This window comes from Streptomyces sp. GL_141 (assembly GCF_057834385.1).
The window spans coordinates 670,248-695,995 of the sequence record NZ_CM174402.1; the positions used below are offsets into that span (position 1 = coordinate 670,248).

Sequence of the window (25,748 nt, forward strand, 5' to 3'; positions counted from 1 at the left end):
CCTTCCTCATGCCTCATGCCTCATGCGCTGCACGGCCATTGATGCAGAGATGGCAACACCGTGTCAATGTGAGGCACATCCGTTGCTGCCACTCGGCAACATGTGGCAACATCCCTGTCCCATGAGACCCTTCTGGCTGCTGACCGGGGCCACGGCACTGTCCATGGCCGGAAACACCTTCCTGTACCTGGCGGTCCCCTGGGCACTGATCCAGGCCACCGGGTCCACCCTGCTCGCCGTCCTGAGCATGGCCGCGCAGACGGCCCCGTACCTGGCGGCGCCGTTCCTGGGCCCCTTCATCGACCGCCACGACAACCGCCGCCTGTTCATCGCGGGCGAGCTCGTCCAGGGCGCCTGCGTCGCGCTGATCCCGCCACTGCTGGCCATCGGTCAGATCGCCCTGGTGTTCGCGTCGCTGTGCGTGATGGGGCTGGCCAAAGTGGTCTCCGACGTGGCCGGGGACTACGGCCTGATTCCGGCCCTGGTACCGCCGGAGCGGCTGGAGCAGGCGACCAGCCACTTCAACTCGGTCCAGCTGGTGGCGCGGTTCGCCGGTCCCGCCCTGGCCGGACTGACCATCGCCGCGGCGGGACCCGGCATGGCCCTGGAGATCGACGCGGCCACCTTCCTCGTCACCGCCGTGACGGCGTTCTTCCTGCCCAAGGTCGCCCCGCAGGCCCGGAAGGCCGGCGCGTCCGTGGGCACGCTGCTGCGGGAGGGCATCGCCTACTTCCGCTCGCGCCCGGACCTGCTACGGCTGACCGGGGCCGTCGCGCTCTACAACCTCGGCGCCGGCGCCCTGGAGCCGACCCTGCTCACCGTCGGTACCGGCCGGTGGCACTGGTCCTCGGCCGCCCTGGGCGCGGCCGTCTCCTGCGGCGCCGTCGCCGCCGCGCTCGGGGCCTGGGTGAGCCCCAAGGTCCCGGCCGGCGAGGGTCGCCGGCGGCTGCGCGTCGGCGTGTGGCTGGGGGTGGCCGCCCTGGGGTCGCTGGGGCTGCTCGTCGACGAGCCGCTCGCGGTCGTGGCCTCCTTCTGCCTCCTGTGCTTCGGCGAGGGAGGCGTCAACACGACCACCATGAGCTACCGGCAGCACGAGATCCCCGCGGAGTTCAGCGGCCGGGTCAACACGCTCATCCGGATGTTCGTCACCGGGGCCGTGCCCGTGTCCTCGCTGCTGCTGGGACTGACGGTCGGCCTGTCCGGATCCTTCGGATCCGTCTTCGTGTTCCTCCCCGTCACCGCGACCGCGGTCCTCGCCGTGCTCCTGTGGTTCTCCCCCGTGCGAAGCCGCCGGGCGTCCGCCCGGCAGAACGCTCCCCTGGTCACCGCGAACGGCGACCGGTCCCCGACAAGAAACGGATGACAGCACATGGACATCGTCGATCACCACGGGCTGTCCGTCGCCCACGTCTCCCCCGAAGAGCTGCCGGGCCGCCCCTGGGACGACGCCCGCCGGCACATCGACGTGGTGCGCGCCACCGCGCCACCGGCCGGGGCGTACGAGGAACTCGCCGCGGCCGGCTTCATCCGGAAGCCGGCCTTCTTGTCGTGGACCGCCGAACTCGGCGCCGGTGAGGACGAGTTCCTCTCCGGGCTGGAGACCAAGGCACGGCAGGACATCCGGCGGGCCCGCGCCCGGGCGGAGCGGAGCCTGACCCTGGAGGTGCACGACCCGGTCGGGCCGCAGGCGCTGGACCGGTTCCTGACGCTCTACCGGCAGCGCGTGGACGAAATGACGTACGGCATCCCGATCGCCCTCCGGCAGCGGGAGCGGCTGCTCGACGGACGCGAGCGGTACTTCGCCGTCCTCGCCCTGCGGGACGGCGAACTGGTCGGCGGCTGCGTCGCCCTCGAATGCCCGGACCAGGACGCGGTGCGCATCCGGTTCTCGGCGGTGACCGAGGAGTGGCGCCGGGACTCCCTCGCCCGCACCCTCTACTTCGCCGCGATGCGCACCGCCCGGGAGAAGGGCTACCGCTGGGCGACGCTGGGCGACGAGCCCAATCTGTACGGCCACCTGACCAAGGCCGGCCTGTTCCGCTTCAAGGTGCGCATGGGGTTCCGCTGCGTACCGTCGCAGGACTTCCACGACCCCGACGGACTCGACGAGGCCGACCTGGTCCTGAACCTGGACCGGCTGTGCGATCCCTGCCTGATCCTGGGCTACGCCTCGGACACCCCGGGCGACCGCTCGCTGCGCGCCCGGCTCGTCAGCGGCGACCCCGTCGACCTGCGGGCCTACGCCGCCCCCTTCCTCGCGGGCGTCGAACACGGCCTGCCCGCGGGGATGCCCGCCCGGGCCGTGGCCCCGTAGACAGCACGATGCGGCGGCAACGGCCCCGGGCCCTTGCCGCCGCATCGCTCCGTCACATGGTCGAGCCGCCGCCGGCGGTGAACTCCTCGGCGTTGCCGCGCAGGACCATACCGGGCCTGCCGTCGACCCCGACCGTGGTGGTGCCGGCGACGGTGACCCGCTCGCCGCGGCGGTGCTGGTCGCCGTAGTCGTGGACGGCGTAGTGCAGCGTCGACCGGTTGTCCCACAGGACGAGGTCGCCGACCTGCCACTTCCAGCGGACGGTGAACTCCGGCTTGGTGGCGTGCTCCACCAGGACCCGGAGCAGGTCGCGTCCGGCCTGCGGGCCGAGTCCGGTCACGCTGCGCGCGAACCCGCCGACGAACAGGGAGCGTTCACCGGTCTCCGGGTGGACCCGGACGGCCGGGTGCTCGGCACTGAAGACGTTCTTCAGGTAGCTGCTCCGCGAGTCGCCGGTATAGGTGGCGTCGGTGAAGTCGGAGTCGTTGGAGTGGACGACCCGCATGCCGTCCGCGAGCGTACGCAGGCCCTCGGACAACTCCCGGTAGGCCGCGGCCGTGTTGGCCCAGATGGTGTCGCCGCCCACGGGCGGGCAGACCGTGTTGTGCAGGATGGCGACGGCGGGCGGGTTCTCCATGTAGGTGAAGTCGGCGTGCCAGTGATTGGCGCGCGTGCCCTCGCCCTTGGAATCCATCTCGCGCAGCAGCGGACGCCCTTCGGGGCCTCCGTAGATCGGGTGGCCGAGCGTGAGGTCGCCGAAACTGCGGCCGAAGACGACGAGTTGGTCATAGTCGAGCTGCTGGCCGCGCAGGAAGATCACCTTGTGGGTGAGGAGTGCCTCCCTGAGTTCCGCGGCCACCGAGTCACTCAGCGGGCGCGCGGCGTCCACGCCGGTGATCTCGGCGCCGATGTTTCCCGCGAGCTGCTTCACCCCGACCCTGATACCACTGTCGGCAGTCATGACGTCAGTCATGCGTTTGGACCTTTCTGGGCTGTGTGGGGGCGCGAACCGTGCGCGTCACGGCCGGGAAGTCCCGCCGGTGAGGCGGATCCTCCCGCACGTCCTGCACAGGGATCGTCGCCGGTTGCGCCTCGTAGCACCCTCAATGTTGCCACTACTTGCCAAGCCTGGCAACACTGGGCGGGGGAACGGGTCGCAGGACACCCCCCAGCGTCAGAGGAAGTGGCCGCTGGCGAGATAGGGAGCGGGTTCGGCCATGCCCCGGAGCGCGAGATAGCCCTCCTGGCCGATGTCCAGGCGCGCGGCCAGGCCGACGTCCACGGCCCAGTGGTTGGCGGTGGTGATGCAGTTGACGAGCGTGTCGCCCCGGGAGGCGGCGAGGGCCTCCCACAGCAGCTTCTGAGCGGTCCGCGGCTCCGCCGCGGCGAGGAGCACGGCCCGGTTCTCCTCGTCGTCGATGTACGCGTATCCCGGCCGGCGCAGGTCCTCGGACACGACGAGCCTGAGACGGTCGAGCATGTAGGCGTGGTCGGGGCCGTGGCCGGCCCCGCGGATCTCCCCGTCCAGCCGGTCCATCCATTCGAGGTCCTCGGGGCGGCCCTCCCGGAGCCCGCCGATCGCGGGAAGCGTGGACCGGTCGACCGTGCCGACCATGCGCATCTGCGGGTAGAGCAGGAAGCCCGCCTTGCGGTAGCGGCGGGTCGCCCCCGGGTGCACCGAGGAGGAGAACAGCCCCGGCCGGCCGTCGGCGTGCGCCAGGGCGGCGTCCATCAGCCTCCTGCCGATTCCCTGACCCTGGTACCGGGTCAGCACGCCGTAGGTGGCGAGGTACCACACGCGACCGCGGTTCTGGGACATGGCGAACCCGACGACCTCGCCGCCGTCACCGCCCGCACCGCCACCGTTCTCGTCGACCGCGACCCAGCAGCCCGCGGGATCGGCCTCCAGGTAGAACCGCATCCGTTCGATCCACTGCTTGGATCCGGATTCCGAACGGGGATGGATCTCCGGTTCGCTGACCCTCCTGCTGCTCTGGTCGGCCTCGAAGAACAGCACCGCCGAGGCTCGCTCAGCCGACGGGAGGTCTTCCTCTCGCGCCAGCCTGACCTGCACTGATTCCATTGTCATACGCTACCGGCCAGCTAGGCCGACCTCCTGGTTCCTGTCCGGGAATATCCATGTCCGGATGGCGAATCCGGTCAGCTCTGTCCCCCGCGCGACTCCGCGAGGGCCTCCGCGAGGGTGCGCCACGTCTCGGCCGCGAGTTCGACATTGTGTGCCTCGACGGCCTGCCGTGCGAGGTCGCTCAGCCGCTGGATCCCCTGGGTCGTCCGGCCGGCCAGCACGTCCAGCCTGCCGCTCAGCGCCTGCAGCCGGATCCGGTCGCGGAAGGACAGCCGCAGCTCCAACGCCTCGGCCCGATCGCACAGTTCGCGCGCCAGGTCCAGATCGCCCTCGGCGCAGGCGAGCTGGGCGTGCAGCAACAGCGCCTCCTGGCGGCGCACTTCGGTTCCCACGAGCTCCAGCGCCGGGGCTATCTGCTCCAGGGTGGCCCGGGCCTTCGCCGTCTGCGGCGGGACGATCTGCAGCAGCAGCGACGCCGCGGCGAGCCGCAGCCGCAGCCACAGCCCCGGGTCCTCATGACTGTCCAGCCCCTCCAGCGCACGCTCCAGCAGGTCGCTCGCCTCCCGGTACGCACCCCGGCGTATCCCGACGGTCGCCGCGGCCCACAGGGCCCTGGTGTGGGTGGAGCCTCCGACCGGCCCGGTGAGCGCGCACAGCTCCCGGGCGTGCGCCTCGGCCTCGGCGAGCCGGCCCGCCTCCGCCTCCGCGGACACCAGTGCGTGCAGGGCGCCGGCCCGGTCGGTCAGCGTGAGGCCGGCGGCGGCATCGACGGCGCCCGCGGCGTACTCGCACGCCTCGGCGATCCGCCCGATGGAACGCGCGCAGCGGGAGTGCTGGGTGTAGGCGCGGACGCGCAGTTCCACCACGCCCAACTCGTCGGCGAGACGGTGCAGTTCGGCGGTGAGCTCGTACTCCTCCGCGCACCTTCCCTGTCTGCCCCGCATCCGGGCGAGCAGCCACAGCGCCTGCCAGCGCAGGGCGGGATCCTGCCCGTCGTCGGCCCGCAGGGCCGCGGCGAGGGGGTCGGCCAGGACCTCGTCCAGCCCGTCGTCGGCCACCGAGGTGACGGCGGCGAGGACTTGCCCCAGCGCGGGGCCCTTCTCGCGCGCAAAGGCGGACACGGGGACTTCGAGCCGCTCGGCCAGATAGTCCACGCTCTTGGCGGTCGGCGGTCGGGCGCCGGACTCCAGGCGCGACAAGTAACCGGTGGACATCGCGTCTCCGGCGAGCGCCGCCTGGGACAGTCCGCGACCCACACGGAGCGCGCGGAGGCGTTGCCCGAAATGAGGCTGTTCCAGCATCTGCACCTCGGAAGGCGTGGGTTGACGCTCTGCGAGAGCCTCAATCCTCAGGAGGGATGGGCATTATGCCCGTTGTAGGCAAGACTGTCAATATTGGGTAACCCTACGCCGGGCTTCCCCCGTTGCGCATCGACACTTACCGAGCCACTGGTCGAATGGCTCAAATACCCCGCCCCGTTGGGCAAGCTGACGTCCCGCAGCGATCGGCCGCACACGTTCTGTCTATCACGCGACGCCGACCGGCAGGGTGGCGCAGGTCAGCAAGACTCTTGATATTGCCAGCTCTTGGAAATATATGGCAACATGCGGGATCCGTCGCTCCGTCACCGGGGCCGCACCCCACCACAGCGAGAGGTCGCGCGCGATGAAGAACGTACTGCTGATCAACTCCAGTCGTGAGATCGCCGCCCGGATGCTCCAGAGCCGGGACGACATACGCCTTTCGGTCATCACGATGCCCGAGTACGCGGGCTACTACGCCGACGGCGCGGACGTCGAAGTGGTGGACACCATCGAGGACCTGACCCAGGTACGGCTGGCGGCACTGCGCATACGGGAACGCAACCCGTTCCACTACGTGGTGTCCCCGTCGGAGTGGAGCGTCCAGGCCGGCGGATACATCCGCTCCTACTTCGGACTCCCCGGGTCCGGCTACGAGGTCGCCAATGCCTTCTCCAACAAGTACGTGATGAAGCAGCGGCTTTCCGCGGCGGGGCTGCCGGTGGCCCGGTTCCGCCTCATCGACCGATTCGCCGGAGCGCGGGCCGCCGCGGAGGAGATCGGCTGGCCGATCGTGGTGAAGCGGTCGTGCGGCGGCGGCTCCGAGTTCGTGCTGCCGGTGCACGACGCCGACCATCTGCGGCTCCTGGCCCACGACGAATCCACGGAGCGGATCCGGACCGCGCCGTACCCGCTGATGGCCGAGGAACTGGTGGACATCGAGGCCGAGTTCCACTGCGACGGCGTCGTACGGGACGGCCGGGTCCGCTTCGCTCCGGTCTCCCGCTACTTCGAGCCCGTGCTGCGCAGTGTGGGCGGCGTCATCGGCTCGTACACGCTGCCCGACGAACACCCGGACACCCTGGCCGTCGCCGCGCTGCACGAGCGGGTCGTCGCCGCGCTCGGACTGACCGACGGGGTGACCCATCTGGAGGTCTTCAAGACCCCGCACGGCCACCTGGTCGGCGAGGTGGCCTGCCGGCCGGGCGGCGGCGGGATCGCCGACCAGGTGAAGCACCAGTACGGCGTGGACCTGTGGAACACCTTCCTGTCCGTCTCCCTGGGCGAGGCGGTGTACACCGACACGCTGCCGCGCACCGACCACATGATCCAGTACATGCTCCCGCGGCCGGTGGGCACGGTCACCGCGGTCACCCCCGCGCAGGAGCTGCTCGCCGCCCCCGGCGCGGTGTACGCGAAGGTCGGGACGAAGGTCGGCGACAGGCTGGACGGCCCGGTCGACTCCTCCGTCTACGCGGGTGTCGTCCTGCTGCGGGCGGCCACCGAGGCCCAGGTGCACGAGCGGGTCGCGGACATCGGCCGGCGTTTCCGGATCGAGGTCGCCGAGATCGCGGCAGACGCCGTACCGACGGCCGCGGGTGCGACCGGGAAGGACTGACGCGCGGCCGAACCGCCCTCGCACGGCAGCACTGTTCACGGCGGGACACGAAGAAAGCCGACGGTCGGCACACCTCGCGAGAGGGTGCCGGCCGTCGGCTTTCCTTAACCGGACCACCGCACCTACGGCCACTCGATCTCGTCCGTGCCGGCGAGGACCTGCGCGGAGGCATCGGCCGGGGAGAGCGCGACGGCGGACGTCCTGGAGGGTGCGACCGGCCATTCGATGTCGTTCGGGCCGAACAGGGCGGCACCCAGGGCCAGGGCCGATACGGCGAGGGCGGTGGCGGCGAAGTGCATGCGCATGACTACTCCATACAGGCGATTCAGACGGGAATCCGGGAGGGAATGCTGCAGAACTCACTTACCAGCTGAAACAGGCACTCGGTGCCCGGCTGATGCACGCCAATCTAGGACCTCTGACTAACCTTTGACAAGGATGTTTCCCGAAGTTGCCAATCAATTTGGCAATAGTGACAAGTCCTGGCGAGTCAGTGACCCCGGTCGCATATCGCGCTTGGTCACAATGGGTTAGGATGTAGGCACATAAGTCAAACCGTGTGCCTACACGGGGCCACTGAGCACTTGAGCACCTGAGCACTGAATGTGGGGGCGACATGCCACTCGAGACGTCCTTCGGCGTCCGCCTCAAGGCGTTGAGGCAGAAGCACGGGCTCTCCCAGGCGGCGCTGGCCGGCGAGGAGATCTCCACCGGCTACCTGTCACGGCTGGAGTCCGGTGCCCGGCAGCCCACCGAGCGCGTCATCGGCTACCTCGCACAGCGGCTGGGAGTCGACCGCTCGGCGTTCTTCGCCCCGCACAGCAGCGGCTCCCTCAGCGAGGCGGTCAGCGTCGCGGCCTCCACGGACGGCGACGACGGCGCCGAAGCCCTCGCCGCCGAACTGGCCGCCTCCCGCAACGAGGACCCGCTGCTGCGCTGGCAGGCCCTGTGGCTGATCTCCCGGTTCCGGCACCGCCGGGGGGAACGCGCGGAGGAGCGGGCCGCCCTGGAGGAGGCCACCAGGATCGCGGACGGGCTCGAACTGCCCGCCCTGCAGTGCCGGTCGCGGACCGAGCTGGCCCGCTGCCTGCGCTCCGCCGGCCAGGTCCCGGAAGCACTCGAACTCGCCGTCTCCGCCCACCAGGTGGCGAAGGAGTCGGGCCTGGCCGTCTCCGACACCGGCAAGGCACTGCTGACACTGGTCTCGGTCGAGGCCGAGGCCGGCCGGCTGCCCGACGCCCGTGCCCACGTGGACGAGCTGGTCGCCATGGTGGCGGACCGTTCGGACGCGCTACGGGCCGAGGCCCTCTGGTCCGCGGCCACCGTCCGGTCCCGCCAGGGCGACGACGACGAGGCCCGCGACTTCCTCCGGCAGGCCATGGACTCGCTGGACAGCCGTGTCGATCCCGTCCTGTGGGCCCGGCTGCGGCTGGCCGCGGCCTCCCTGTACGTCCACGCCCGGCCGGCGCTGACCGAGGAGGCGCGCCGCTGCCTCGCGGAGGCGGACAAGGCCCTCTCCCTCGTCGGCACGCCCCTGCAGCAGCAGGAACTGCTCACGCTGCAGGCCCGCCTCGCCTTCGAGGACGGGCGTCTGGCGGATGCCCGGGCCGCCCTGGACCGGCTGGAAACCGACCGCCTCGCCCTGAGCTACCGCGACCGGGTCCGGCTGCGGACGCTGGAGAGCCTCCTGCTCGTCGAGGAGGGGCACCGGGAGCAGGGCCTGGCCCAGCTCAAGAAGCTCGGCGAGGAGGCCCACCGGGACGCGAACCTGGACCTCGCCGCGGAGATCTGGCGGATCCTGGCCGAGGCCCTGGAGAAGCCGGAGCGGACGGGCTGAGACCGGCCCGGCCCGCCCCGGCCCGGCCCCGAAGCACCGAAGCCCTACGGCTTCCCGCGGATCAGGACCGCGCGGGGAGCCGTAGGGCTTTGTCGGTGGTGGCGGTGCTCAGCGGTCCAGGATCCGCCGCAGCCAGGCCACCCGCGCCCGGTGGGCCGCCCGGGAGACGACCGCGTCCGGCACCCACTCGTCGAAGCTGTGGAACGCCCCCGACCACACGTGGAGTTCGGCCTCCCCGCCCGCCTCCCAGATGCGGGTGGCGTACGCGAGGGCGTCGTCGCGCAGGGCCTCCACCGAGCCGACCTCGATGAAGGCGGGCGCCAGGCCCGCCACGTCGGCGGCCCGCGCCGGAGCGGCGTAGCAGGAGACGTCCGGGGTGGCGCGCCGGTCGCCCAGCAGGGCCTGCCAGCCGGCCTGGTTGGACAGTCCGTCCCACAGGCCGACCTGTTCCATCTGCCCCGCGGAGAACGTGTCGCAGCGGTCGTCGAGCATGGGGAACTGCAGCAGCTGGCCCGCCGGCCGCGGCCCCGACCGGTCCCTGGTCAGCAGGGCGAGGCCCGCGGCGAGCGCGCCGCCGGCGCTGTTGCCGCTGAGTACGATCCGCCGCGGGTCGAAGCCCTCCGCGTCGGCGTGCCCGGCGAGCCAGGACAGCCCGGCGTAGCAGTCCTCCACGGGGGCGGGGTCGGGGTGCTCCGGGGCCAGGCGGTAGGCGACGGACACCACCGCAAGGTTCAGTTCCTGGGCGCGGTCGAGTTCCCCGGCCAGCTCGGTGCTGCGGTGGCTGCCGGCCACCATGCCGCCGCCGTGCGTGTGGTAGATGACGGGGACCGGGCCGGTGGCCGCCGTGGGGCGGCAGATGACCAGGGTGACCGGCGGGGCGCCGGGCGGGCCGGGCACGCTCCGCTCCTCGATGTCGAAGGTCCCGTCGCGCCGGATCTGCTCGTCGGTCAGACGGCCGGCCAGGGAGCGGCGGCGCCGGTCGGGGACGAGCTCCGGGGTCAGCGGCATCGGCAGGCCGGCGAGGATCTCGTCCAGCGGGCCGGCCAGTTCGGAGTCGAAGGGCGGCGGTGGGGCCTGCCTGCCCTGCTGCCGGAGCTGCGCGGAGTCGGCGTACACGGGGTGCGTGGTCACGGGGCTCCTCACTCGGCGCTCAGCAGGGCGAACGCGTCGATCTCCATCAGCAGGTCCGGGCGGTACAGGGCGACCACCTGGACGACCGTGCTGGCCGGCGGCCGGCTGGTGTCGATGAACTCGTCGCGGGCGGCGAGGATCAGCGGCACGTGCGCGATGTCGGTGACGTAGTAGGTGAGTTTCATGACGTCGGCGAAGGTGGCGCCGACGGCGGCGAGGCAGCCCTCCATGTTCCGGAAGACCTGCCGCGCCTGCGCGGTGGGGTCGCCCGCCCCGACGAACCGGCCGGAGGCGTCGAAGGGCATCTGGCCGGCGATCGCGGCCAGGCGTCCGGTTCCCGTCACCACGTGGGTGTAGCCGGAGCTGGGGGCGACCCCGGGCGGGTCGGAGACATGGCTGAGTCCTGTGGTCGTGATGGTGTCCGCCATGGTGGGCGACTCCTCTGTGCGGTAGCGGTAGCGGTTGCGGTGGGTGGTGGGGGTGGGCGGGGCGGGGAGCGTCATGCGGCGGTGAGGCGCACGGGGAGGCTCTCGGCGCCGTTGACGTGGATGGAGTGCAGGCGTCGTACCGGGCCGGCCTGTTCGATGCGGCGCACGCCGTCGAGCAGTTCGGTGAACAGCACGCGCATCTCGGCCCGGGCGAGGGTCGAGCCGATGCAGAAGTGTTCGCCCGCGGCGAGGGCGATGTGCCGGTTGGGACCGCGGGTGATGTCGAACCGGTACGGGTCGGCGAAGACCTCCTCGTCGCGGTTGGCGGAGGGCAGCCACAGCACCACGCGGTCCCCCGCGTCCAGTCGCCGGCCGCGGATCTCGTACGGCCGGGTGGCGACGCGCATGCTGTGCGTGGCGCTGGAGGTCCAGCGCAGGACCTCCTCGATCGCCCCGGGCATCAGTCCGCGGTCGCCGGAGAGGCGCTGCCACTGGTCCGGGTGCTCCAGGAAGGCCTGGACGCCGCCGATGAGCGCGAGGCGTCCGTTCTCGGTGGCGCCGATCAGGTTCTCGCAGTTGAGTACGACTTCCTCCTCGGTCAGGAGCTCGCCGTCCACGGTGCCGTTGACCAGGGCGCTGATCAGGTCGTCGGTGGGCCGTTCCATGCGCTGGAGCAGCAGTTCCTCGAAGTACTCCACGATCCGGGGGTGGGCGACCAGCGAGGTGTGGGCCTCGAAGGCCTCGTTGGTCCACCGGTACAGGGCCTCGTGGTCCCGTTCGGGCACGCCGAGGATGTGGCAGATGACCGAGAGGGACAGCCGGCCGGCGATGTCGTGGACGACATCGCACGTCCCCTGCTCCAGGGCCCGTCCGAGCACGGTGCGGGTGGCCGCGCGGATGTGGCCTTCGAGACCCCGTACGGCACGGGTGTTGAACCAGTCCGCCATCAGGGAGCGCAGCTGCTTGTGCCGGGGTGCGTCCGTCAGGGCGAGGGTCAGGCCGCCGCCCGGGTCGTCGCCGAGTGCGGCCTTGCGCAGCAGGACTCCGTACCGCGAGCTGAAGGTGGCGGCGTCCCGGTAGACCGTACGGATGTCCTCGTGCCGGGTCAGGGACCAGAAGGCGGGCAGGTCGGTGGCGGGCTGCCGGTGGACGGGGGCGTGGGTGCGCATCCACGCCCACACGCCGTGCGGGTCGCCGGTGGCGTGCAGGGCGGGGTCGGTGAGCAGTTCGGGGTCGGTGAGCGGGGCGGGCGGCAGAGCGGTGGTGGCGGCGGTGGCGGCGGTGGTCATGAGGGGGCTCCTGCGGCGATGGTGTGCACGCGTTCCGTGAAGAGCTTGGTGAGGTCGCGGGCGGTGCTCCCGGCTACGGCGTCCGGGCGGAAGGCGACGTCCAGGCGCAGCCCGTGGTCCTGTGTGGGCCACAGTTCGGCGTGCAGTTCGAGGGGCAGATCGAGGTAGGGCCGGCGTACGAACGTGGTGCGGGTGCCCGGGAGGTCGAGCAGGGGCTCCGCGTTGTCCTGGCAGGCGAAGAGGGTCTGGTAGAGGGGCGGGCGGCCGTCGCCGGGCGGGTCGACGAGGGACACCGCGTCCGGGAACGGCACGTCCTGGGTGGTGAAGGCCCGCGCCACGATCCGGCCGGTGTGCGCGAGGGCGGCCGCGGTGTCGTCCAGTGCGGCGCCGCGCATCCGCAGGCAGAGCATGGTGATGTGGCAGCCGATGGCGTGCTCCAGTTCGGCTCCGGCCCGCTGGGCGAGGGGGACGCCCACGGCGAAGTCCCGCTCTCCGGTCACCTCGGCGAGGCTCGCGGCCCACTGGTGGAACAGGACGACGAACCGGGTGACGCCGGCCTCCGCGGCGGCGGCGTCGATGCGGGCGAGGACCGCGGCGGGCAGCTCCGCTTCGATCCGGCCCGGCGCCGCCCGCTCGCCCGGGGCGGGCCCGGCGGACGCCGTGGGCGCCGTGGGCCAGTGCAGGGGTGGCAGGCCCGCGAGCTCCTCGCGGAGCCGGGCGAGCTGCTCCTCGGGGCGGGCCTGCCGCTGCCGGGCGAGCCGCAGGCGGTGGATCGTGGCGAGCGACGGCCGGGGCCCGAGCGCTGCCGCCGCGGTGGTGAGGCCGGGCTGGTGACCGGTGCCCAGGTCGCTGGCCAGCACCCGCTGCGACCAGCGGTGGAAGGGGCGCTGCCGGGCCCGGTAGGCGGTGGCGAGGTCGTCGGCGAGGATCCGTTCCGACCAGCCGTCGAAGGCGACGTGGTGCACGACGCAGCCGAAGACCGTCGTCCGCCCGGCCGTGCCGCGGACCGGGACGACGGCGGTGCGCCACACCTCCGCGAGGTCCGGGAAGAGCTCCTCGGCGAGGTGGGTGTGCACGGCGTCCAGCGCCTCGTCCACGCCGTCCGCCGGGTCCAGGACGTCGAGGGGCTGGGCGGGGATGTCCGTGGGGCGTACCGCCGGGCGGGGGTCGAGCACGTACGCGGAGCGCAGGGCCTCGTGCCTCCGGTGTACGGCGGCCACGGCGGACTCCAGGGCGGCGAGGTCGAGGTCTCCCTCGACCACCCAGGTGAGCAGGCAGTGGCCGGTGCGGTCCTCGGGGTCGAGCAGTTGGCGGGTCAGCTGGACCAGTTGCAGGGGGGTCGGCGGCACCTCCGCCGGGGCGGTGTCCCCGGCCGGCGGCGCGGGCGGCGCGGACAGCGGGGCCTCGGCGGCGAGTCGTGCGGCGAGGCCGGTGACGGTGGGGTGCTCGTACAGCCACGCGAGCGGCACGGGCCGGCCGAGCCGGGTGGCGAGCCGGGCACACAGCCGTCCGGCGCCGAGCGAGGTGCCGCCGAGGTGGACGAACGGCACGTCGAGGCCGATCGTGTCGCGGCCCAGCACGGCGGCGAAGGCCTCGGCTACGGCGCGTACCGCCGGGTCCCGAACGGCATCGGGGCGTACGCCGTCCTCGCCCGGCCGCCGGGGGGTGTGGGGATCGGGCCGCCGCGGTACCAGGGCCAGGAGCGCCCGTTCGTCCAGCTTGCCGCGGGCGGTCACCGGCAGCGCGTCCACGGCCACGACCGCGGCGGGACGCTGGTAGGAGACGAGGGACCGGTCCAGCACGCTCCGGGCGCCGTCCAGCGGGTCGCCGGGGCGCACGGGCACGCAGAACGCGACGAGTTCGAGACTGCCGTCGGCGCAGTCCCCGCGGGCGAGGACCCGGCAGTGGCGTACGCCGGGGAGCAGCTGCTCCACCTGGCGCTCGACTTCGGCGGGTTCGACGCGATGGCCGCGGATCTTCAGCTGCCGGTCGGCCCGGCCGGCGTAGCGGAGCAGGCCGGACCCGTCCCAGTGGCCGAGGTCGCCGGTGCGGTACACGCGCACGTCCCGGCCGTCGAGGCTCACGTGCTCGAAGCGGGCGGCGGTGAGCTCGGGATCGCGCAGGTACTCCAGGGCGAGGCCGTCGCCGGCGAGGCAGATCTCGCCGGTCTCCCCCGCCTCGCACGGGCGGCTGCCGTCGAGCACCCACACCTGGGTACCGGGGACCGGCCGGCCGAGGGGGATGCCGCCGGGCGCGTCGCAGTCGGCTTCGGTGATGCGGTGGGTGGTGGCGAAGACGGTGCTCTCCACCGGCCCGTAGCCGTTGAGGAGCAGGACGGCGGGATGGCGGCGCAGGAAGCGGCGGACATGGCCGGGCGAGAGGCGCTCGCCGCCGATGGCCACCTGCCGCAGTCCGCGGAAGCTGTCCGGGGCCTCGTCCACGATCATGTTGAACAGGCTGCTGGTGAGCCAGACGGTGTCCGCGCCGTGCCGGGAGACGGCGTCGGCGAGCCCCGCCGCCGACAGGTAGGGGTCCGTCACGATCAGGGACGTACCGCCGTTGAGCAGGACCGACCAGAGTTCGAGGGAGAAGGCGTCCCACGGGGTCGCGGCGGCCAGGGGCATCACGGTGTCGGCGGCGAACCGGGCGAAGCCGTTCGGCTGGAAGAGGCGGGCGGTCGCCCGGTGCGGGGTGAGGACTCCCTTGGGGCGGCCGGTCGTTCCCGAGGTGAAGAAGACGCAGCAGGGGTCCGCCGCATCGACCGGGGCGGGGAGGAAGCCGGGGGCGGGCTCCAGGGGGCCGGTGGGCGGGGACCATACGGCGGTGGTGGACTCGGCGGGTGCCTGGCCGGCGGGGGCGATCAGCAGGGGCGGGTCGAGCTGCCCGAGCACGTCCGCGAGGCGCCGGCCGGGCCAGTCCGGTGGCAGCAGGCAGTACGCGGCGCCCGTCTTGAGCACCGCGAGGAGCGCGGTGACCAGTTCGGTGCTCCGGGGCAGCAGGACCGGGACGATGTCGCCGCGGCCGACACCGGCGCCGGCCAGCCGTGCGGCCCAGGCGTCCGAGGCGGCGTCCAGTTCCGCGTAGGTGGTCACGCGCTCGCCCTCGACGAGGGCGGTGGCACCGGGACGGGCGCGGGCCCGGCGGGCGAACGCCTCGTGCAGTCCGCCGCCGGGCGCGGAGTTCGGGGGACCCTCGGTCCACTGCGGATCTGGTCGCATGCTCGATCTCTCCCCTCGGGTTGCCGTGGGTTGCCGTCAGCTCCGACAACTACGGGGCGATGGCCACGGTCTGACCGACCACGGCGTGACGCCCTCCACCTCTGCCATATTGTCAATGACGTTGCCATCAAATTGCCAGTTCTGGCAACCTCATGGGGCAGGCCGGTTTCCGATCGTCTCTCCAAGGCGCCGACCGGCCGCCGCCCTCCCGCCCGGGAGAGCGCTCCTTGATCGAGCAAAGGTGAGGACATGGCGCGCGACCGTTCCCTCGACATCGCCGTGACCGGCGTCTCCGGCCGGTTCCCCGGCTCGTCGGACCTGGCCGGATGGTGGGAGGCCCTCAAGGCGGGCCGGGTACTGACCACGCGGTACGACAGGCGGCGACTCGTCACCGCCGGTGTGCCCGAGCATCTGGTGGACGACCCGGACTTCGTGCCCGTGCACGGCCATCTCGACGATGCCGACCGGTTCGAGAACGCCCTGTTCCGGATCAGTCCGCGCGAGGCGGAGATGATGGACCCCCAGCTGCGGCTGATGCTGGAGTGCGCGTGGACCGCGCTCGAGGACGCGGCCGTGGATCCGCTGGGCTCCCGTACGAGGACGGGCGTGTACGCGTCCGCGAGTGCCAGCGGCTATCTTCACCGCATGATCGCGGGCGGTCTGCTGGACGACCTGACGATCGAGGACGCCCTGCACGGCGCCGCTCCGGACTTCCTGGCGAGCCTCATCGCCTACAAGCTCAACCTGACCGGGCCCGCGCTCGCCGTGCAGACGGCCTGCTCCTCCTCCCTGGTCGCCCTCCACCTGGCCGTCCAGGCCCTGCTGAACGGCGAGTGCGACCAGGCGCTGGTGGTCGCTTCGGGCATGGCCTACCCCCAGGCCGGCCACCTGCGCGTGTCCGGCGGCATCCACTCGGCCTCGGGCCACTGCCGGCCCTTCGACGAGAGCGCGGACGGGGTCGTGGCCGGGTCCGGCGTGGGCTGTGTCGTACTGCGCCGCCTCGACGACGCCCTCGCGGAGGGCCCCGAGCCCTACGGGGTGATCCTCGGCACCGGGGTCAACAACGACGGTGCGGCGAAGGCCGGTTACTACGCCCCGTCCGCCGGCGGCCAGCAGGCCGCGATCCGGGCCGCGCTGGACGCGGCCGACGTGGACGGTGCGAGCATCGGGTACCTGGAGACGCACGGCACGGGCACCGCCATCGGCGACCCCATCGAGTGGTCCGCGGCCTCCGCCGCCTTCCGCGAGGCCGGCGCGCGTCCCGGCCAGATCGCGGTGGGGGCCCTCAAGGCGAACACCGGCCACCTCGACAACGCGGCGGGGCTCGCCGGCCTGATCAAGGCCCTGCTGGTGGTCCGGGACGGCATCGTGCCGCCCCTGGCCGGCTTCACCCGGCTCAACCCGCTGCTGGAGAACGACGGTTCGCCCCTCCACGTCCCGACCCGGGCCACCCCGTGGGCGGGCCCCGAGCCCCGCCGGGCCGGGGTCAGCTCCTTCGGTGTCGGCGGCACCAACGCGCACGTTCTCGTCGAGGCCCCGCCCGCTCCCGCCACCCGGCCGGAGGAGGAGGGCACACCGTCCGCGGAGCACCTGGTCGTGCTGTCCGCGGCGGACGGTGCGGCGCTGGACCGCTCCGCCGAACGGCTCGGCCGCCATCTGGCGGCGCACGCGCCGCGCACGGCCGACGTGGCCCGCACCCTCGCCACCGGTCGGGCCGCACTCGGCGAGCGGCTCGCGGTGACGGGACGCACCCCTGCGGAGGTCGCCGAACGCCTCGCCCGTGGTACCGGTGTGGTGCGCGGCAGCCGTCCCGTGAACGGGCCCGCGCCGCTCGTCCTGGCGTTCCCCGGACAGGGAAGCCAACGGCCCGGAATGGCAAGGCCGTTCGCCGAGGCCCTGCCCGGCTTCCCGGCGGCCCTCGCGGACTGCCTCGCCTCCTTCGAGTCGGAGCTCGCACGCGTCCTGGAGAGCGCCCTGTACGACCCGGACTTCCCCGAAGCCGAGCTGGCCCGGACCCGTCTTGCCCAACCCGCCCTCTTCGCCGTCGAGTTCGCCGCCGCTACGGCCCTGCGCGGGCTCGGCGTGGTACCCGCCGCGGTGGTCGGGCACAGCCTGGGCGAGATCACCGCGGCCTGCGTGGCAGGCGTGCTCGAACCGGCCGACGCGGCCCGTCTGGTGGCCCTGCGCGGCCGGTTGATGCAGGACTGCGCGCCCGGCGCCATGCTCGCCCTGGGCTGCGGCGAGAGCGAGACCCGCGCGCTGATCGACGCGTCCGGCCTGGCCGTGGAACCGGCCGCCTTCAACTCGCCGGCGGCCAGCGTGGTCGCGGGCGCCCACGAGGCCGTCGCGGCCTTCGAGTCCTGGCTGGCGGGCCGGGTCCAGGCACGGCGGCTGCGTACGAGCCACGCCTTCCACTCCGCGCTGATCGAACCGGCCGTGGCGCCGCTCGGCGCGGAGCTGTCGCGGATCGCCGTACGGGCGCCCGCGCTGCCGTGGGCCACCACGAGCGGCCGGCTCGTACTCCCGGGCGAGGACGTCGACCCGTACGGCTTCGCCGAGCGGGCCCGCGACACCGTGCGGTTCGCCCAGGCCCTCGACGCGCTCGCCACCCACCTGCCCGGGGCGCTCGTCCTGGAGGTCGGGCCGGGCCGGGCGCTGGCCGCGATGGCGGACGCCGCGGACCTCACCGCGGTGCCCCTCACCGCCGGTGGCGGCACGCCGGGCACCGCCCGGGAGGTGCTGACGGCGCTGGGCACGCTGTGGACCCTGGGCCAGCCGGTGGCGCTCGGCGCCCTGTGCGCCGCGGGCCAGCCGGTCCGGCTGCCCGGCTATCCGTGTGCCGGGCCGCGCCGCATCGCTCCGGAGGCGGCCGCGCTGCCGGCCCGTCCCGCGGACGCCGGAGGCCGGACTGCCGCTCCGGCCGCTCCTCCCGCCGCAGCTCCCGCTCCCGCCCCCGCTTCCGGGCAAGCCGGGGCCGGTGCGGCGGCCGGACCGGTCCCCGGTTGGGACGCGGTCCCGCCCGCCGACCCGGCCGTGCTCCTGCCCCGGCTCTGGCACGAGCTGCTCGGCCATGAGGAACTCACCGGCGAGGCGGACTTCTTCCTGCTCGGCGGCGACTCGCTGCTCGTCACCCGGCTCGCCCGCAAGCTGCACGCCGAGCTGGGCGTCAAGGTGCCGATCCGCGGCCTGCTGCTCGGCAGGACGCTGGGCGGGCAGATCGAGCTCGTGCGCGGCCTGCTGGAATCCGTACCGGAGCCTGCTGCCGCGGCCGGCTGAGCCGCCCGCCACGGCGCGGAACGGCAGCCGCCCCCGGACATCTGTCCGGGGGCGGCTGCCGTTCGGTGCGGGCCGGTTCGGTGCGGCCGGTTCGATGCGGGGGCCTAGGCCGCCCGCTCCGCGCCGGGGGCGGCCGTGAGCTCGGTCCGGGGCACACCCGGCGCATCGAAGCCAAAGACCTGTGCGTAGACGGAGAGTTCGGCGTGCAGACAGGCGATGACCGTGTCCGCCCGGCGGAAACCGTGCTGCTCACCCGGGAAGGTCAGGTAGGCGTGCGGAACCCCGCTGTCCTCGATGCGCTCCAGGAAGGCTTCGGCCAGGGACGGCAGGCAGATGGGGTCGTCGAGCCCCTGGAGGAGCACGAACGGCGCCCGGATGAGGTGGGCCCCGCGCAGCGGGGACACCTGGGCGTAGCGCGCCGCGGCCTGCGGCCAGGGCCCGACCAGGCTCTCCAGGTAGCGGGACTCGAAGTCGTGCGTGCCGCCGTCGCTCCAGCTCTCGGGATCGAGGAGCGGGTAGTAGATGCCGGCGGCGCCGTACAGATCGGGTTCGGTGGCGAGCGAAGCCGCCGCCGTCCAGCCGCCGGCGCTGCCGCCCCGGATGCCGAGGCGGTGGGGATCGGCCAGGCCCTGGGCCACCAGCCCGCGGGCGGCGGTCGCGCAGTCGCGCACGTCGATCACGCCCCACTGGCCGCGCAGCCGGTCGCGGTAGCGTCGGCCGAAGCCGGTGGAGCCGCCGTACTGCACGTCGACCACGCCGATCCCGCGGCTGGTGAAGTAGGCGACGGACAGGTCGGCCACCAGCTGGCTGCGGGTGGTCGGCCCACCGTGCGCCTGCACCAGGAACGGCGGAAGCTCGCCTTCCGGGGCCGAGTGGCCCGGATGGTACGGCGGGTACACGAAGGCGTGCACCTCCTCGCCGTCCTCCCCGTGGAAGACGGCGTGGTAGCCCGGTGGCAGGTGGTCCGCGTACGCCGTGTCGGGAGCGCGCAGCACCTCGGCGCCGGCCACCGGCTCGTCGGCGTCCGGATCGATCAGGAGCAGGGTGCGCGGGCGGCGCGGACCCGCGGCGCTCGCCACGAGTCGGCGGCCGTCGGCGGCCAGCACCGCCCACTCGGTGTACTGATCCGCGCCGTCGAGGTCCCGCAGCGTGCCGTCCGGTTCCAGCACCGCGAGCCGGCGGCCGCCCGTGCCGTGGGCGACGAGGATCCGTCCGCCGCCGATGGGGAAGAACCACTGGGCCCCGATGCGCCACAGGGCGTCGCCGAACTCCTCCTCGCGCGGACACAGGGCGCGGCTCGCGCCGCCCGGGGCGAGTTCGTAGAGGTTCCACCAGCCGTCCCGGTCGCTCAGCAGGTACAGCACGCCGGGCCGGTCCGGGTCCCATTCGGCCTGGCTCACCGAGAGGCCCGGTCCGCCGGCCACGGCCTCGGCCGGGCCGAGCGTCCCGTCCGGGCCCGCCGGGGCGCACATCACGCGCGTCCCGTCCCACGGCATGTCCGGATGGTCCCAGCCGAGCCAGCACACCTGCGTACCGTCCGGTGACACCTTGGGCCCGGTCATGAAGTGGTGGCTCGCGGCGAGCACCCGTACGGCCTCGGGGTCCCGTGCGCCCGCTCCGTCCAGCGGAAGGGCGACCAACTCCCTGCGCACATCGGCCGGGTGGTCGCCGATCTCCTCCTCGCGCAGGCACCAGACCTCGTCGCCGACCCGGGTGAAGTCGCAGTAGCGGGCCCCCTGGGGCACCGCGGGCACCGGACTGATCGGCTCCGGAGCGCTGCCGGGCCGCATCCGGTACACCCGCTGGTCGGCCCAGTGGGTGAAGACGCAGCCCGCCTCCGGGCCGTCCCCGAGCGGGAGCCAGGGCCGGCCGCCGTACTCGATGACCCGGGTGCGCACGTCCCAGTCGGGGCCGAGCACCTCTTCGACGGCGCCTTCGGGGGTACGGCGCACGAGGACGCTGCGGCCGGAGTCTCCGGGGCGCAGCTCGGTCCACCACACCTCCGGGCCCACGAGGGCGGCCCATTCGGTGCGCGCCTCGCCCGCCGCGGCTACGGCGGCGGTGACCGGGGAGTTCCAACTTCCGTACGGGGCGGTTCGTTTCATCTGTCCGGGCGTCGGCGCGGGCCCGGAGCGCCGGGGGTCAGTCACGGCCCGCGCTGTACGAGGTGGTGTCGCCGCGCAGGGCCTCGCTGGGACGGCCGTCGACCCCGACGGGGACGGGTGCGACGACGGTGAGCCGCTCCCCGCGCCGGTACTGGTTGCCGTAGTCGTAGATCGCGTAGTGCGCCGTGGACTGGTTGTCCCAGATGGCGATGTCGCCGACCCTCCACTGCCAGCGGACGTTGTGTTCCGGCCGGGTCAGGTAGCCCTGCAGCATCCGGATGATGTCGCGCGAGGCTTCGGGGCCGTAGCCCACGACCCGGCGGGCGAAGCCCCCGAGCAGCAGGGAGCGTTCGCCGGTCTCGGGGTGCACACGCACGGCGGGGTGCTCGGCTTCGAAGACGGTCGAGATGTAGTGGCCGCGCTCGATGACGGTGTCGTCGGTGAAGTCGCAGTCGTTGCTGTGCACGATCCGCAGCCGGTCGGCGAAGTCGCGCAGCTCCGGGGGCATGCTCCGGTACGCGGTCGCGGCGTTGGCCCAGACGGTGTCACCGCCCACCGGGGGGATCACCTTGCTGTGGAGGAACGCGAAGGCCGGGGGGCGCTCGATGAAGGTGAGGTCGGTGTGCCAGTGGTTGGCGCGGGTCCCCTGCTTGGAGTCCATCTCCCTCAGGTTCGGGCGGCCTTCGGGAGCTTCGTAGATGGGGTGTCCGAGGGTCAGGGTGCCGAAGCGCTGCGCGAAGGCCGCCTGGGCCCCGTAGTCGAGGTCCTGGTCGCGCAGGAAGATCACCTTGTGCTTGAGGAGCGCCGCGCGGATCGCGGCGACGGCCGTGTCGTCGAGCGGGCCGCTCGCGTCCACGCCGCCGATCTCGGCACCGGCGTTCGTGGTCAGTGGCGTGACCGTCACGCCGGTCCGAGGGAGCAGAGTCTCCGTCATGGCTGTTGCCCTTCCGTGGGGTTGCCTGGGCCGGGATCCCACCACCCAGGTTTGACAAAACATTGCCACCTTCGTGACACCTCTGGCAATATCAATTGCCATGAAGCTCCACGGACCAGCGAAGGAGTCACCATGGCATCGCTGACGCGGTACGAGACGTCGGCCGCCGTGCCCACGGCACCCCCACCTCCGGCAGGAGGTGAAGCGCCACCCCCGGTCCATGAACTCGTGGGCCGGTTCGCGCGGACCGTCCCCTCCCGCACGGCCGTGCGCAGCGGTGCGAGCAGCATCAGCTACGGCGAACTCGACGCGTGGGCCGGCCGGATAGCCGCCGGGCTGGCCGCGGCGGGCGTGGGACGCGGCGACCGCGTCGGGGTGCTCGCCGAACCGTCCACCGCCATGGTCGCGACGGTCCTCGGCATCGTGCGCAGCGGCGCCGCCTACGTGCCCGTGGACCCCTCGCATCCCGACCGGCGCATCACCGGCGTCCTCACCGACGCCGGGGTCAGCGCCGTCGTGGTCACCGGCACGGGGGGCGACCGCCTGGCGGGCATCGGCGTACCGGTGGTCTCCGCGGAGTCCGGGAAGGACGCGGAGAACGGGTCCGGGGCAGGTGCCGGGGCTGAGGCAGGGGCCGGGGCTGAGGCAGGAACCAGGGCTGAGGCAGGAACCAGGGCCGGGGCTCAGGGCGGGGCGGGCGGCGCCCAGGAGCCGCCCGCCGCCACGGTGGGCGCCGGCGATCCCGCGTACCTCATCTACACCTCCGGCAGCACCGGCGAGCCGAAAGGAGTCGTCGTCGAGCACGGCCAGCTGGCCGCTTCCACCGCGGCCCGCCGCCTCGTCTACCCCGGCGAGCCCGTCTTCCTCCTCGTCTCGCCCCTGGCCTTCGACTCCTCCGTGGCGGGCCTGTGGGGGACGCTCACGGCCGGCGGATGCCTGATCGTCGCCTCCCCCGACGAGGTACGGGACCCCGAGCGCCTGGTCGGGCTGGTCGAGCGGCACGAGGTCACCCACCTGCTGTGCGTGCCCTCCCTCTACGGCGTGCTCCTCGACGCCGCCCGCCGGCTGGGCGCCGAGCGGCTGCGCTCCCTGGAGACCGTGATCGTGGCAGGCGAACCGCTGCCGCCCGAGCTGGTCGCCCGGCACTTCGCCCAGCGCCCGAGCGGGACCGCACTGGTCAACGAGTACGGGCCCACCGAGGCGACCGTCTGGGCCAGTTACCACCGCTTCGAGGCCCCCGGGCCGGTCACGATCGGCCGACCGGTTCCGGGAGCCCGGCTGTACGTGCTCGACGAAGCGCTGCGTCCGGTGCCCCCGGGCGGCGAGGGTGAGCTCTACATCGGTGGTGCGGGCGTGGCCCGCGGGTACCACGGCAGGCCGGAGGCCACCGCGAAGACCTTCACCCCGGACCCGTTCGCCGACTCCCCCACCGCGCGCATGTACCGCACGGGCGACCTCGTACGCCAACTGGCCGACGGCACGCTGGCCTTCCTCGGCCGACGCGACCACCAGGTCAAGATCCGCGGACACCGTGTGGAACTGGGAGCCGTCGAGGCCCACTTGTCCGAACTGCCGGGGGTCCGTGAAGCGGCCGTCGTCGTGGACGGCACGGGCAGTGTGCTGACGGGCTTCGTCCTCGCCGCGGAACCGGCGGATCCGGCGGATCCGGCGGATCCGGCGATCCCCGCCGACCCGGCCTCCCTCAAGCAGCAGTTGGCCACACGGCTGCCGGGCGCCATGGTGCCCGCGCGCATCGTGGTGCTCGACCGGTTCCCGCGCACGGTCAACGGCAAGACGGACCGGGCCGCGCTGAGCCTGCGGGCCGCGGTGCAGCCGGCGGCGGCCACGGTCGCCCCGGCGCCTCCGGCCGCCTCCGGGGATCTGACCGCGCAGGTGTCCGCGGCCTGGGCCGAGGTGCTCAAGACCACGCACGTGCCCTCTGATGTCAACTTCTTCGACCTCGGCGGACATTCGCTCGCCATGTACCAGCTCCGTGAGGCGCTCGAACGGCACACCGGACAACGGCCGCCGCTCGTCGCACTGTTCCAGCACACCACCGTGGCGGCACAGACCGCACTGCTGCGCGACGGCGCGGACCAGCCGGCGGACGGCGCGCGGGACGCCCGAGCGCGGCAGGACGCCGCCCGCCGGGCCCGCGCCCTGCGGGCGAGCCGCCGGACCGCGGAGAAGCAGGAGGCATCATGACCACCGCCATTTCCCCCGCCTCCTCCCGCCTGCTGCGGTGCGCGGCTCCCGATCCCCACGCGCGCGTCCGCCTCGTCTGCTTCCCGCACGCCGGGGGTTCCGCGGCGTTCTTCCGTGACTGGGGCGCGGCTCTGCCCGGCATCGAAGTGCACGCGGTGTGCTATCCGGGACGTGCGGAGCGGATCGCCGAGCCGCCGCCGACCGACCTGCGCCGGCTCGCCCACGACATCGCCGACGCGGTCGCGGAGCTGGCCGACCGGCCCGTGGCCCTGTTCGGGCACAGCATGGGCGCGCCCATCGCGCTGGAGACCGCCGCGGCCCTGGAGGCCCGGGGCATCGAGCCGGTCCGGCTGTTCGCTTCGGGCTCGCGCAACGCACCGTATCCGCCGGCCGGGGACGGACTGGACGCGGACGAAGCGGAATGCGCAGAGGACACGTCCGACGCCGCCGTCATCGAGCACCTGCTCACGCTCGGCGGCACCGATCCCGAGCTGGCCGCCGACCCGGAGTTCCAGGAGCTGGTCCTGCCCTATGTGCGCGCCGACGGACGCGCGTTCCGCACGTACGTCCCCCGTCCCGACCTCTCGGTGCGGTGCCCGGTGACCACGGTCAACGGAGACGCCGACGAGGACGCCGACCTGCGCCCATGGGCCGAACTGACCCGGGGCGGCCTGCGGGAGCACGCGATGCCGGGCGACCACTTCTATCTGGTGCCGGCTCCTCCCCACGCCCTGATCCGGCAGGCCCTGATCCCGGCGCCCGCCACCGCGGGCTGACATCCGCCGGGCGCCGTGCGCCACCGGCCACGGCCGGTGGCGCACGGCGCCCCATCCACCACGGAGCAGTCGGAGGAGTCCACATGCCCAGGCCCGACCAGGTCGTCCTCGCCCGTACGCACCCGCCCGTGCACGAGCTGGTGGCCGCCGTCGTCCGCAAGGTGCCGGCCCGCACCGCTGTGCGCACCGGAACCGATGCGGTCACCTACCGTCAACTCGACCTGTGGGCCGGGCAGATCGCCCGGCGGCTCGCCGCGGCCGGGGTGGGCCGCGGCGACCACGTGGGCGTGCTCGTCGAGCCGTCGCCCGCCCTGGTCGCCGCCGCGCTCGGCGCCCTGCGCGCGGGCGCCGCCTACGTTCCCCTCGACCCGGCGACACCGGCCGGTGACCTGGGTGCCGCCCTGTCCGGCGCGGCGGTGCGCTGCGTCGTGACCCGGGGCGCCGGCTCCGGCACCGGCGCGACCTGGTCGGCCGGTCCCGGTGCGGTGCGGCTGCCCGCCGTGGCGGTGGAACCGCACGCCGCCCCGCCGGTGCCGGAGCCGGTGCGGGAGTGCGCCACCTCCCCGGTGAGCGCACCGGACGGTCCCGCCTGCGTGACCGTTCCCGGGCCGCGCGGCCCGCGCGCGCCCGGTGGCGTGGTCGTCACGCATGCCGAGCTGTCCGCCGCGATGACGACGCGACGCGCGCTGTGTCCGGGGACCCCGGTCCTCCTGCTGGCAGAGCCCCTCGCCCACGAGGTCGCCGCGGCGGGCCTGTGGGCCGCGCTCGCCGCAGGCGGGCGGCTGATCCTGGCCACCGAGGAGCAGACGCGTGAGCCGGGAGCCCTGGCAGGGCTCGTGGAGCGCCACCGGGTGACCCAACTCCTCTGCACGTCCGGCCTCTTCGACGAGCTGCTGGGAGCCACGGGCCGGCCGGGTCTTCGCCAGCAGCTGCGCACACTGGACACGGTGACGCTGGCCGCCGGACCGCCACCCGAATCCCTGATCGATCGTCACGAGGCCTTGCTCGGGCAGGCTGTGAGGCTCTTCGACGTTTCCCGATCCACCCCCACCCCCACCCCGGCCACCCCCGCGACCGGCCCGACCGGCCCGACCGGCGCGGCGGTCGACGCGGACGCTCGTGGACGCTTCGGCCGCCCGGACGCCGTCGTCCGCCGGCTCGCCCGGCCCGCCCCGCGCACCCGGGCCGGAGCCGTGCCCGCGCGCTAGGGGATCCGCGGGATCCCCGCCG

At 73.5% G+C, this 25,748-nt stretch carries 18 protein-coding genes; 8 read left to right on the forward strand and 10 right to left on the reverse strand.

Annotated elements, in window-relative coordinates; all coding sequences use genetic code 11:
- The first annotated feature begins 121 nt into the window (after nucleotides 1-121).
- Together AC3IX6_RS02980 and AC3IX6_RS02985 are read left to right on the forward strand one after the other, a co-directional pair.
- A complete protein-coding gene (locus tag AC3IX6_RS02980; protein WP_489368620.1) occupies nucleotides 122-1,363 on the forward strand; it encodes an MFS transporter in 1,242 nt (413 codons plus the stop codon).
- A gap of 6 nt (nucleotides 1,364-1,369) precedes the next feature.
- A complete protein-coding gene (locus AC3IX6_RS02985; RefSeq protein ID WP_489368621.1) occupies nucleotides 1,370-2,314 on the forward strand; it encodes a GNAT family N-acetyltransferase in 945 nt (314 codons plus the stop codon).
- A gap of 52 nt (nucleotides 2,315-2,366) precedes the next feature.
- Here the strand turns inward: AC3IX6_RS02985 and AC3IX6_RS02990 are convergent, their stop codons facing one another.
- From AC3IX6_RS02990 to AC3IX6_RS03000, 3 genes are all read right to left on the reverse strand, one after another.
- The gene (locus AC3IX6_RS02990) at nucleotides 2,367-3,287 is read right to left on the reverse strand and encodes a TauD/TfdA dioxygenase family protein (protein ID WP_489368622.1); all 921 of its coding nucleotides are present in this window, start codon (nucleotides 3,285-3,287) and stop codon (nucleotides 2,367-2,369) included.
- Between the two features lie 201 nt (nucleotides 3,288-3,488).
- On the reverse strand, nucleotides 3,489-4,397 hold the full coding sequence (locus AC3IX6_RS02995) for a GNAT family N-acetyltransferase (protein ID WP_489368623.1): 909 nt from the start codon (nucleotides 4,395-4,397) through the stop codon (nucleotides 3,489-3,491).
- Between the two features lie 77 nt (nucleotides 4,398-4,474).
- On the reverse strand, nucleotides 4,475-5,701 hold the full coding sequence (locus AC3IX6_RS03000) for a helix-turn-helix domain-containing protein (RefSeq protein WP_489368624.1): 1,227 nt from the start codon (nucleotides 5,699-5,701) through the stop codon (nucleotides 4,475-4,477).
- A gap of 364 nt (nucleotides 5,702-6,065) precedes the next feature.
- On the opposite strand from AC3IX6_RS03000, the gene AC3IX6_RS03005 reads away from it, so the two are divergent.
- A complete protein-coding gene (locus AC3IX6_RS03005) occupies nucleotides 6,066-7,319 on the forward strand; it encodes an ATP-grasp domain-containing protein (protein WP_489368625.1) in 1,254 nt (417 codons plus the stop codon).
- Between the two features lie 122 nt (nucleotides 7,320-7,441).
- Here the strand turns inward: AC3IX6_RS03005 and AC3IX6_RS03010 are convergent, their stop codons facing one another.
- Nucleotides 7,442-7,624 (reverse strand): hypothetical protein, encoded by a 183-nt coding sequence (locus AC3IX6_RS03010; protein ID WP_489368626.1) that lies wholly within the window; start codon nucleotides 7,622-7,624, stop codon nucleotides 7,442-7,444.
- Between the two features lie 311 nt (nucleotides 7,625-7,935).
- Here AC3IX6_RS03010 and AC3IX6_RS03015 point away from each other — a divergent pair, with 311 nt between their 5' ends.
- The gene (locus AC3IX6_RS03015) at nucleotides 7,936-9,156 is read left to right on the forward strand and encodes a helix-turn-helix domain-containing protein (RefSeq protein ID WP_489368627.1); all 1,221 of its coding nucleotides are present in this window, start codon (nucleotides 7,936-7,938) and stop codon (nucleotides 9,154-9,156) included.
- Nucleotides 9,157-9,264: 108 nt separating this feature from the next.
- Here AC3IX6_RS03015 and AC3IX6_RS03020 read toward each other — a convergent pair whose 3' ends face one another.
- The 4 genes from AC3IX6_RS03020 to AC3IX6_RS03035 all read right to left on the reverse strand — a co-directional run bounded on the left by AC3IX6_RS03020 (nucleotide 9,265) and on the right by AC3IX6_RS03035 (nucleotide 15,222).
- A complete protein-coding gene (locus AC3IX6_RS03020) occupies nucleotides 9,265-10,287 on the reverse strand; it encodes an alpha/beta hydrolase (RefSeq protein ID WP_489368628.1) in 1,023 nt (340 codons plus the stop codon).
- Nucleotides 10,288-10,295: 8 nt separating this feature from the next.
- A complete protein-coding gene (locus tag AC3IX6_RS03025; RefSeq protein WP_489371720.1) occupies nucleotides 10,296-10,715 on the reverse strand; it encodes a RidA family protein in 420 nt (139 codons plus the stop codon).
- A gap of 71 nt (nucleotides 10,716-10,786) precedes the next feature.
- Nucleotides 10,787-12,004 carry a cytochrome P450 gene (locus tag AC3IX6_RS03030; protein WP_489368629.1) on the reverse strand — a complete coding sequence of 406 codons (1,218 nt, stop codon included), beginning with the start codon at nucleotides 12,002-12,004 and terminating at the stop codon, nucleotides 10,787-10,789.
- Entirely contained in the window at nucleotides 12,001-15,222 is a 3,222-nt protein-coding gene (locus AC3IX6_RS03035) for an amino acid adenylation domain-containing protein (protein ID WP_489368630.1), read from the reverse strand. Before AC3IX6_RS03035 ends, AC3IX6_RS03030 begins: the two co-directional genes overlap by 4 nt.
- A 249-nt stretch (nucleotides 15,223-15,471) precedes the next feature.
- On the opposite strand from AC3IX6_RS03035, the gene AC3IX6_RS03040 reads away from it, so the two are divergent.
- Entirely contained in the window at nucleotides 15,472-18,498 is a 3,027-nt protein-coding gene (locus AC3IX6_RS03040) for a type I polyketide synthase (protein ID WP_489368631.1), read from the forward strand.
- A 104-nt stretch (nucleotides 18,499-18,602) separates the two neighbouring features.
- Here AC3IX6_RS03040 and AC3IX6_RS03045 read toward each other — a convergent pair whose 3' ends face one another.
- Both AC3IX6_RS03045 and AC3IX6_RS03050 read right to left on the reverse strand, forming a co-directional pair.
- Nucleotides 18,603-20,603 (reverse strand): prolyl oligopeptidase family serine peptidase, encoded by a 2,001-nt coding sequence (locus tag AC3IX6_RS03045; RefSeq protein ID WP_489368632.1) that lies wholly within the window; start codon nucleotides 20,601-20,603, stop codon nucleotides 18,603-18,605.
- Between the two features lie 37 nt (nucleotides 20,604-20,640).
- The gene (locus AC3IX6_RS03050; protein ID WP_489368634.1) at nucleotides 20,641-21,537 is read right to left on the reverse strand and encodes a TauD/TfdA dioxygenase family protein; all 897 of its coding nucleotides are present in this window, start codon (nucleotides 21,535-21,537) and stop codon (nucleotides 20,641-20,643) included.
- Between the two features lie 132 nt (nucleotides 21,538-21,669).
- Here AC3IX6_RS03050 and AC3IX6_RS03055 point away from each other — a divergent pair, with 132 nt between their 5' ends.
- From AC3IX6_RS03055 to AC3IX6_RS03065, 3 genes are all read left to right on the forward strand, one after another.
- Nucleotides 21,670-23,742 carry a non-ribosomal peptide synthetase gene (locus AC3IX6_RS03055; RefSeq protein WP_489368635.1) on the forward strand — a complete coding sequence of 691 codons (2,073 nt, stop codon included), beginning with the start codon at nucleotides 21,670-21,672 and terminating at the stop codon, nucleotides 23,740-23,742.
- Nucleotides 23,739-24,518: a thioesterase II family protein gene (locus tag AC3IX6_RS03060; RefSeq protein WP_489368636.1), complete on the forward strand. Its 780-nt coding sequence runs from the start codon at nucleotides 23,739-23,741 to the stop codon at nucleotides 24,516-24,518. The genes AC3IX6_RS03055 and AC3IX6_RS03060 overlap by 4 nt, the downstream gene beginning before the upstream one ends.
- Nucleotides 24,519-24,601: 83 nt before the next feature.
- Entirely contained in the window at nucleotides 24,602-25,726 is a 1,125-nt protein-coding gene (locus AC3IX6_RS03065; RefSeq protein WP_489368638.1) for an AMP-binding protein, read from the forward strand.
- Nucleotides 25,727-25,748: the final 22 nt, after the last annotated feature.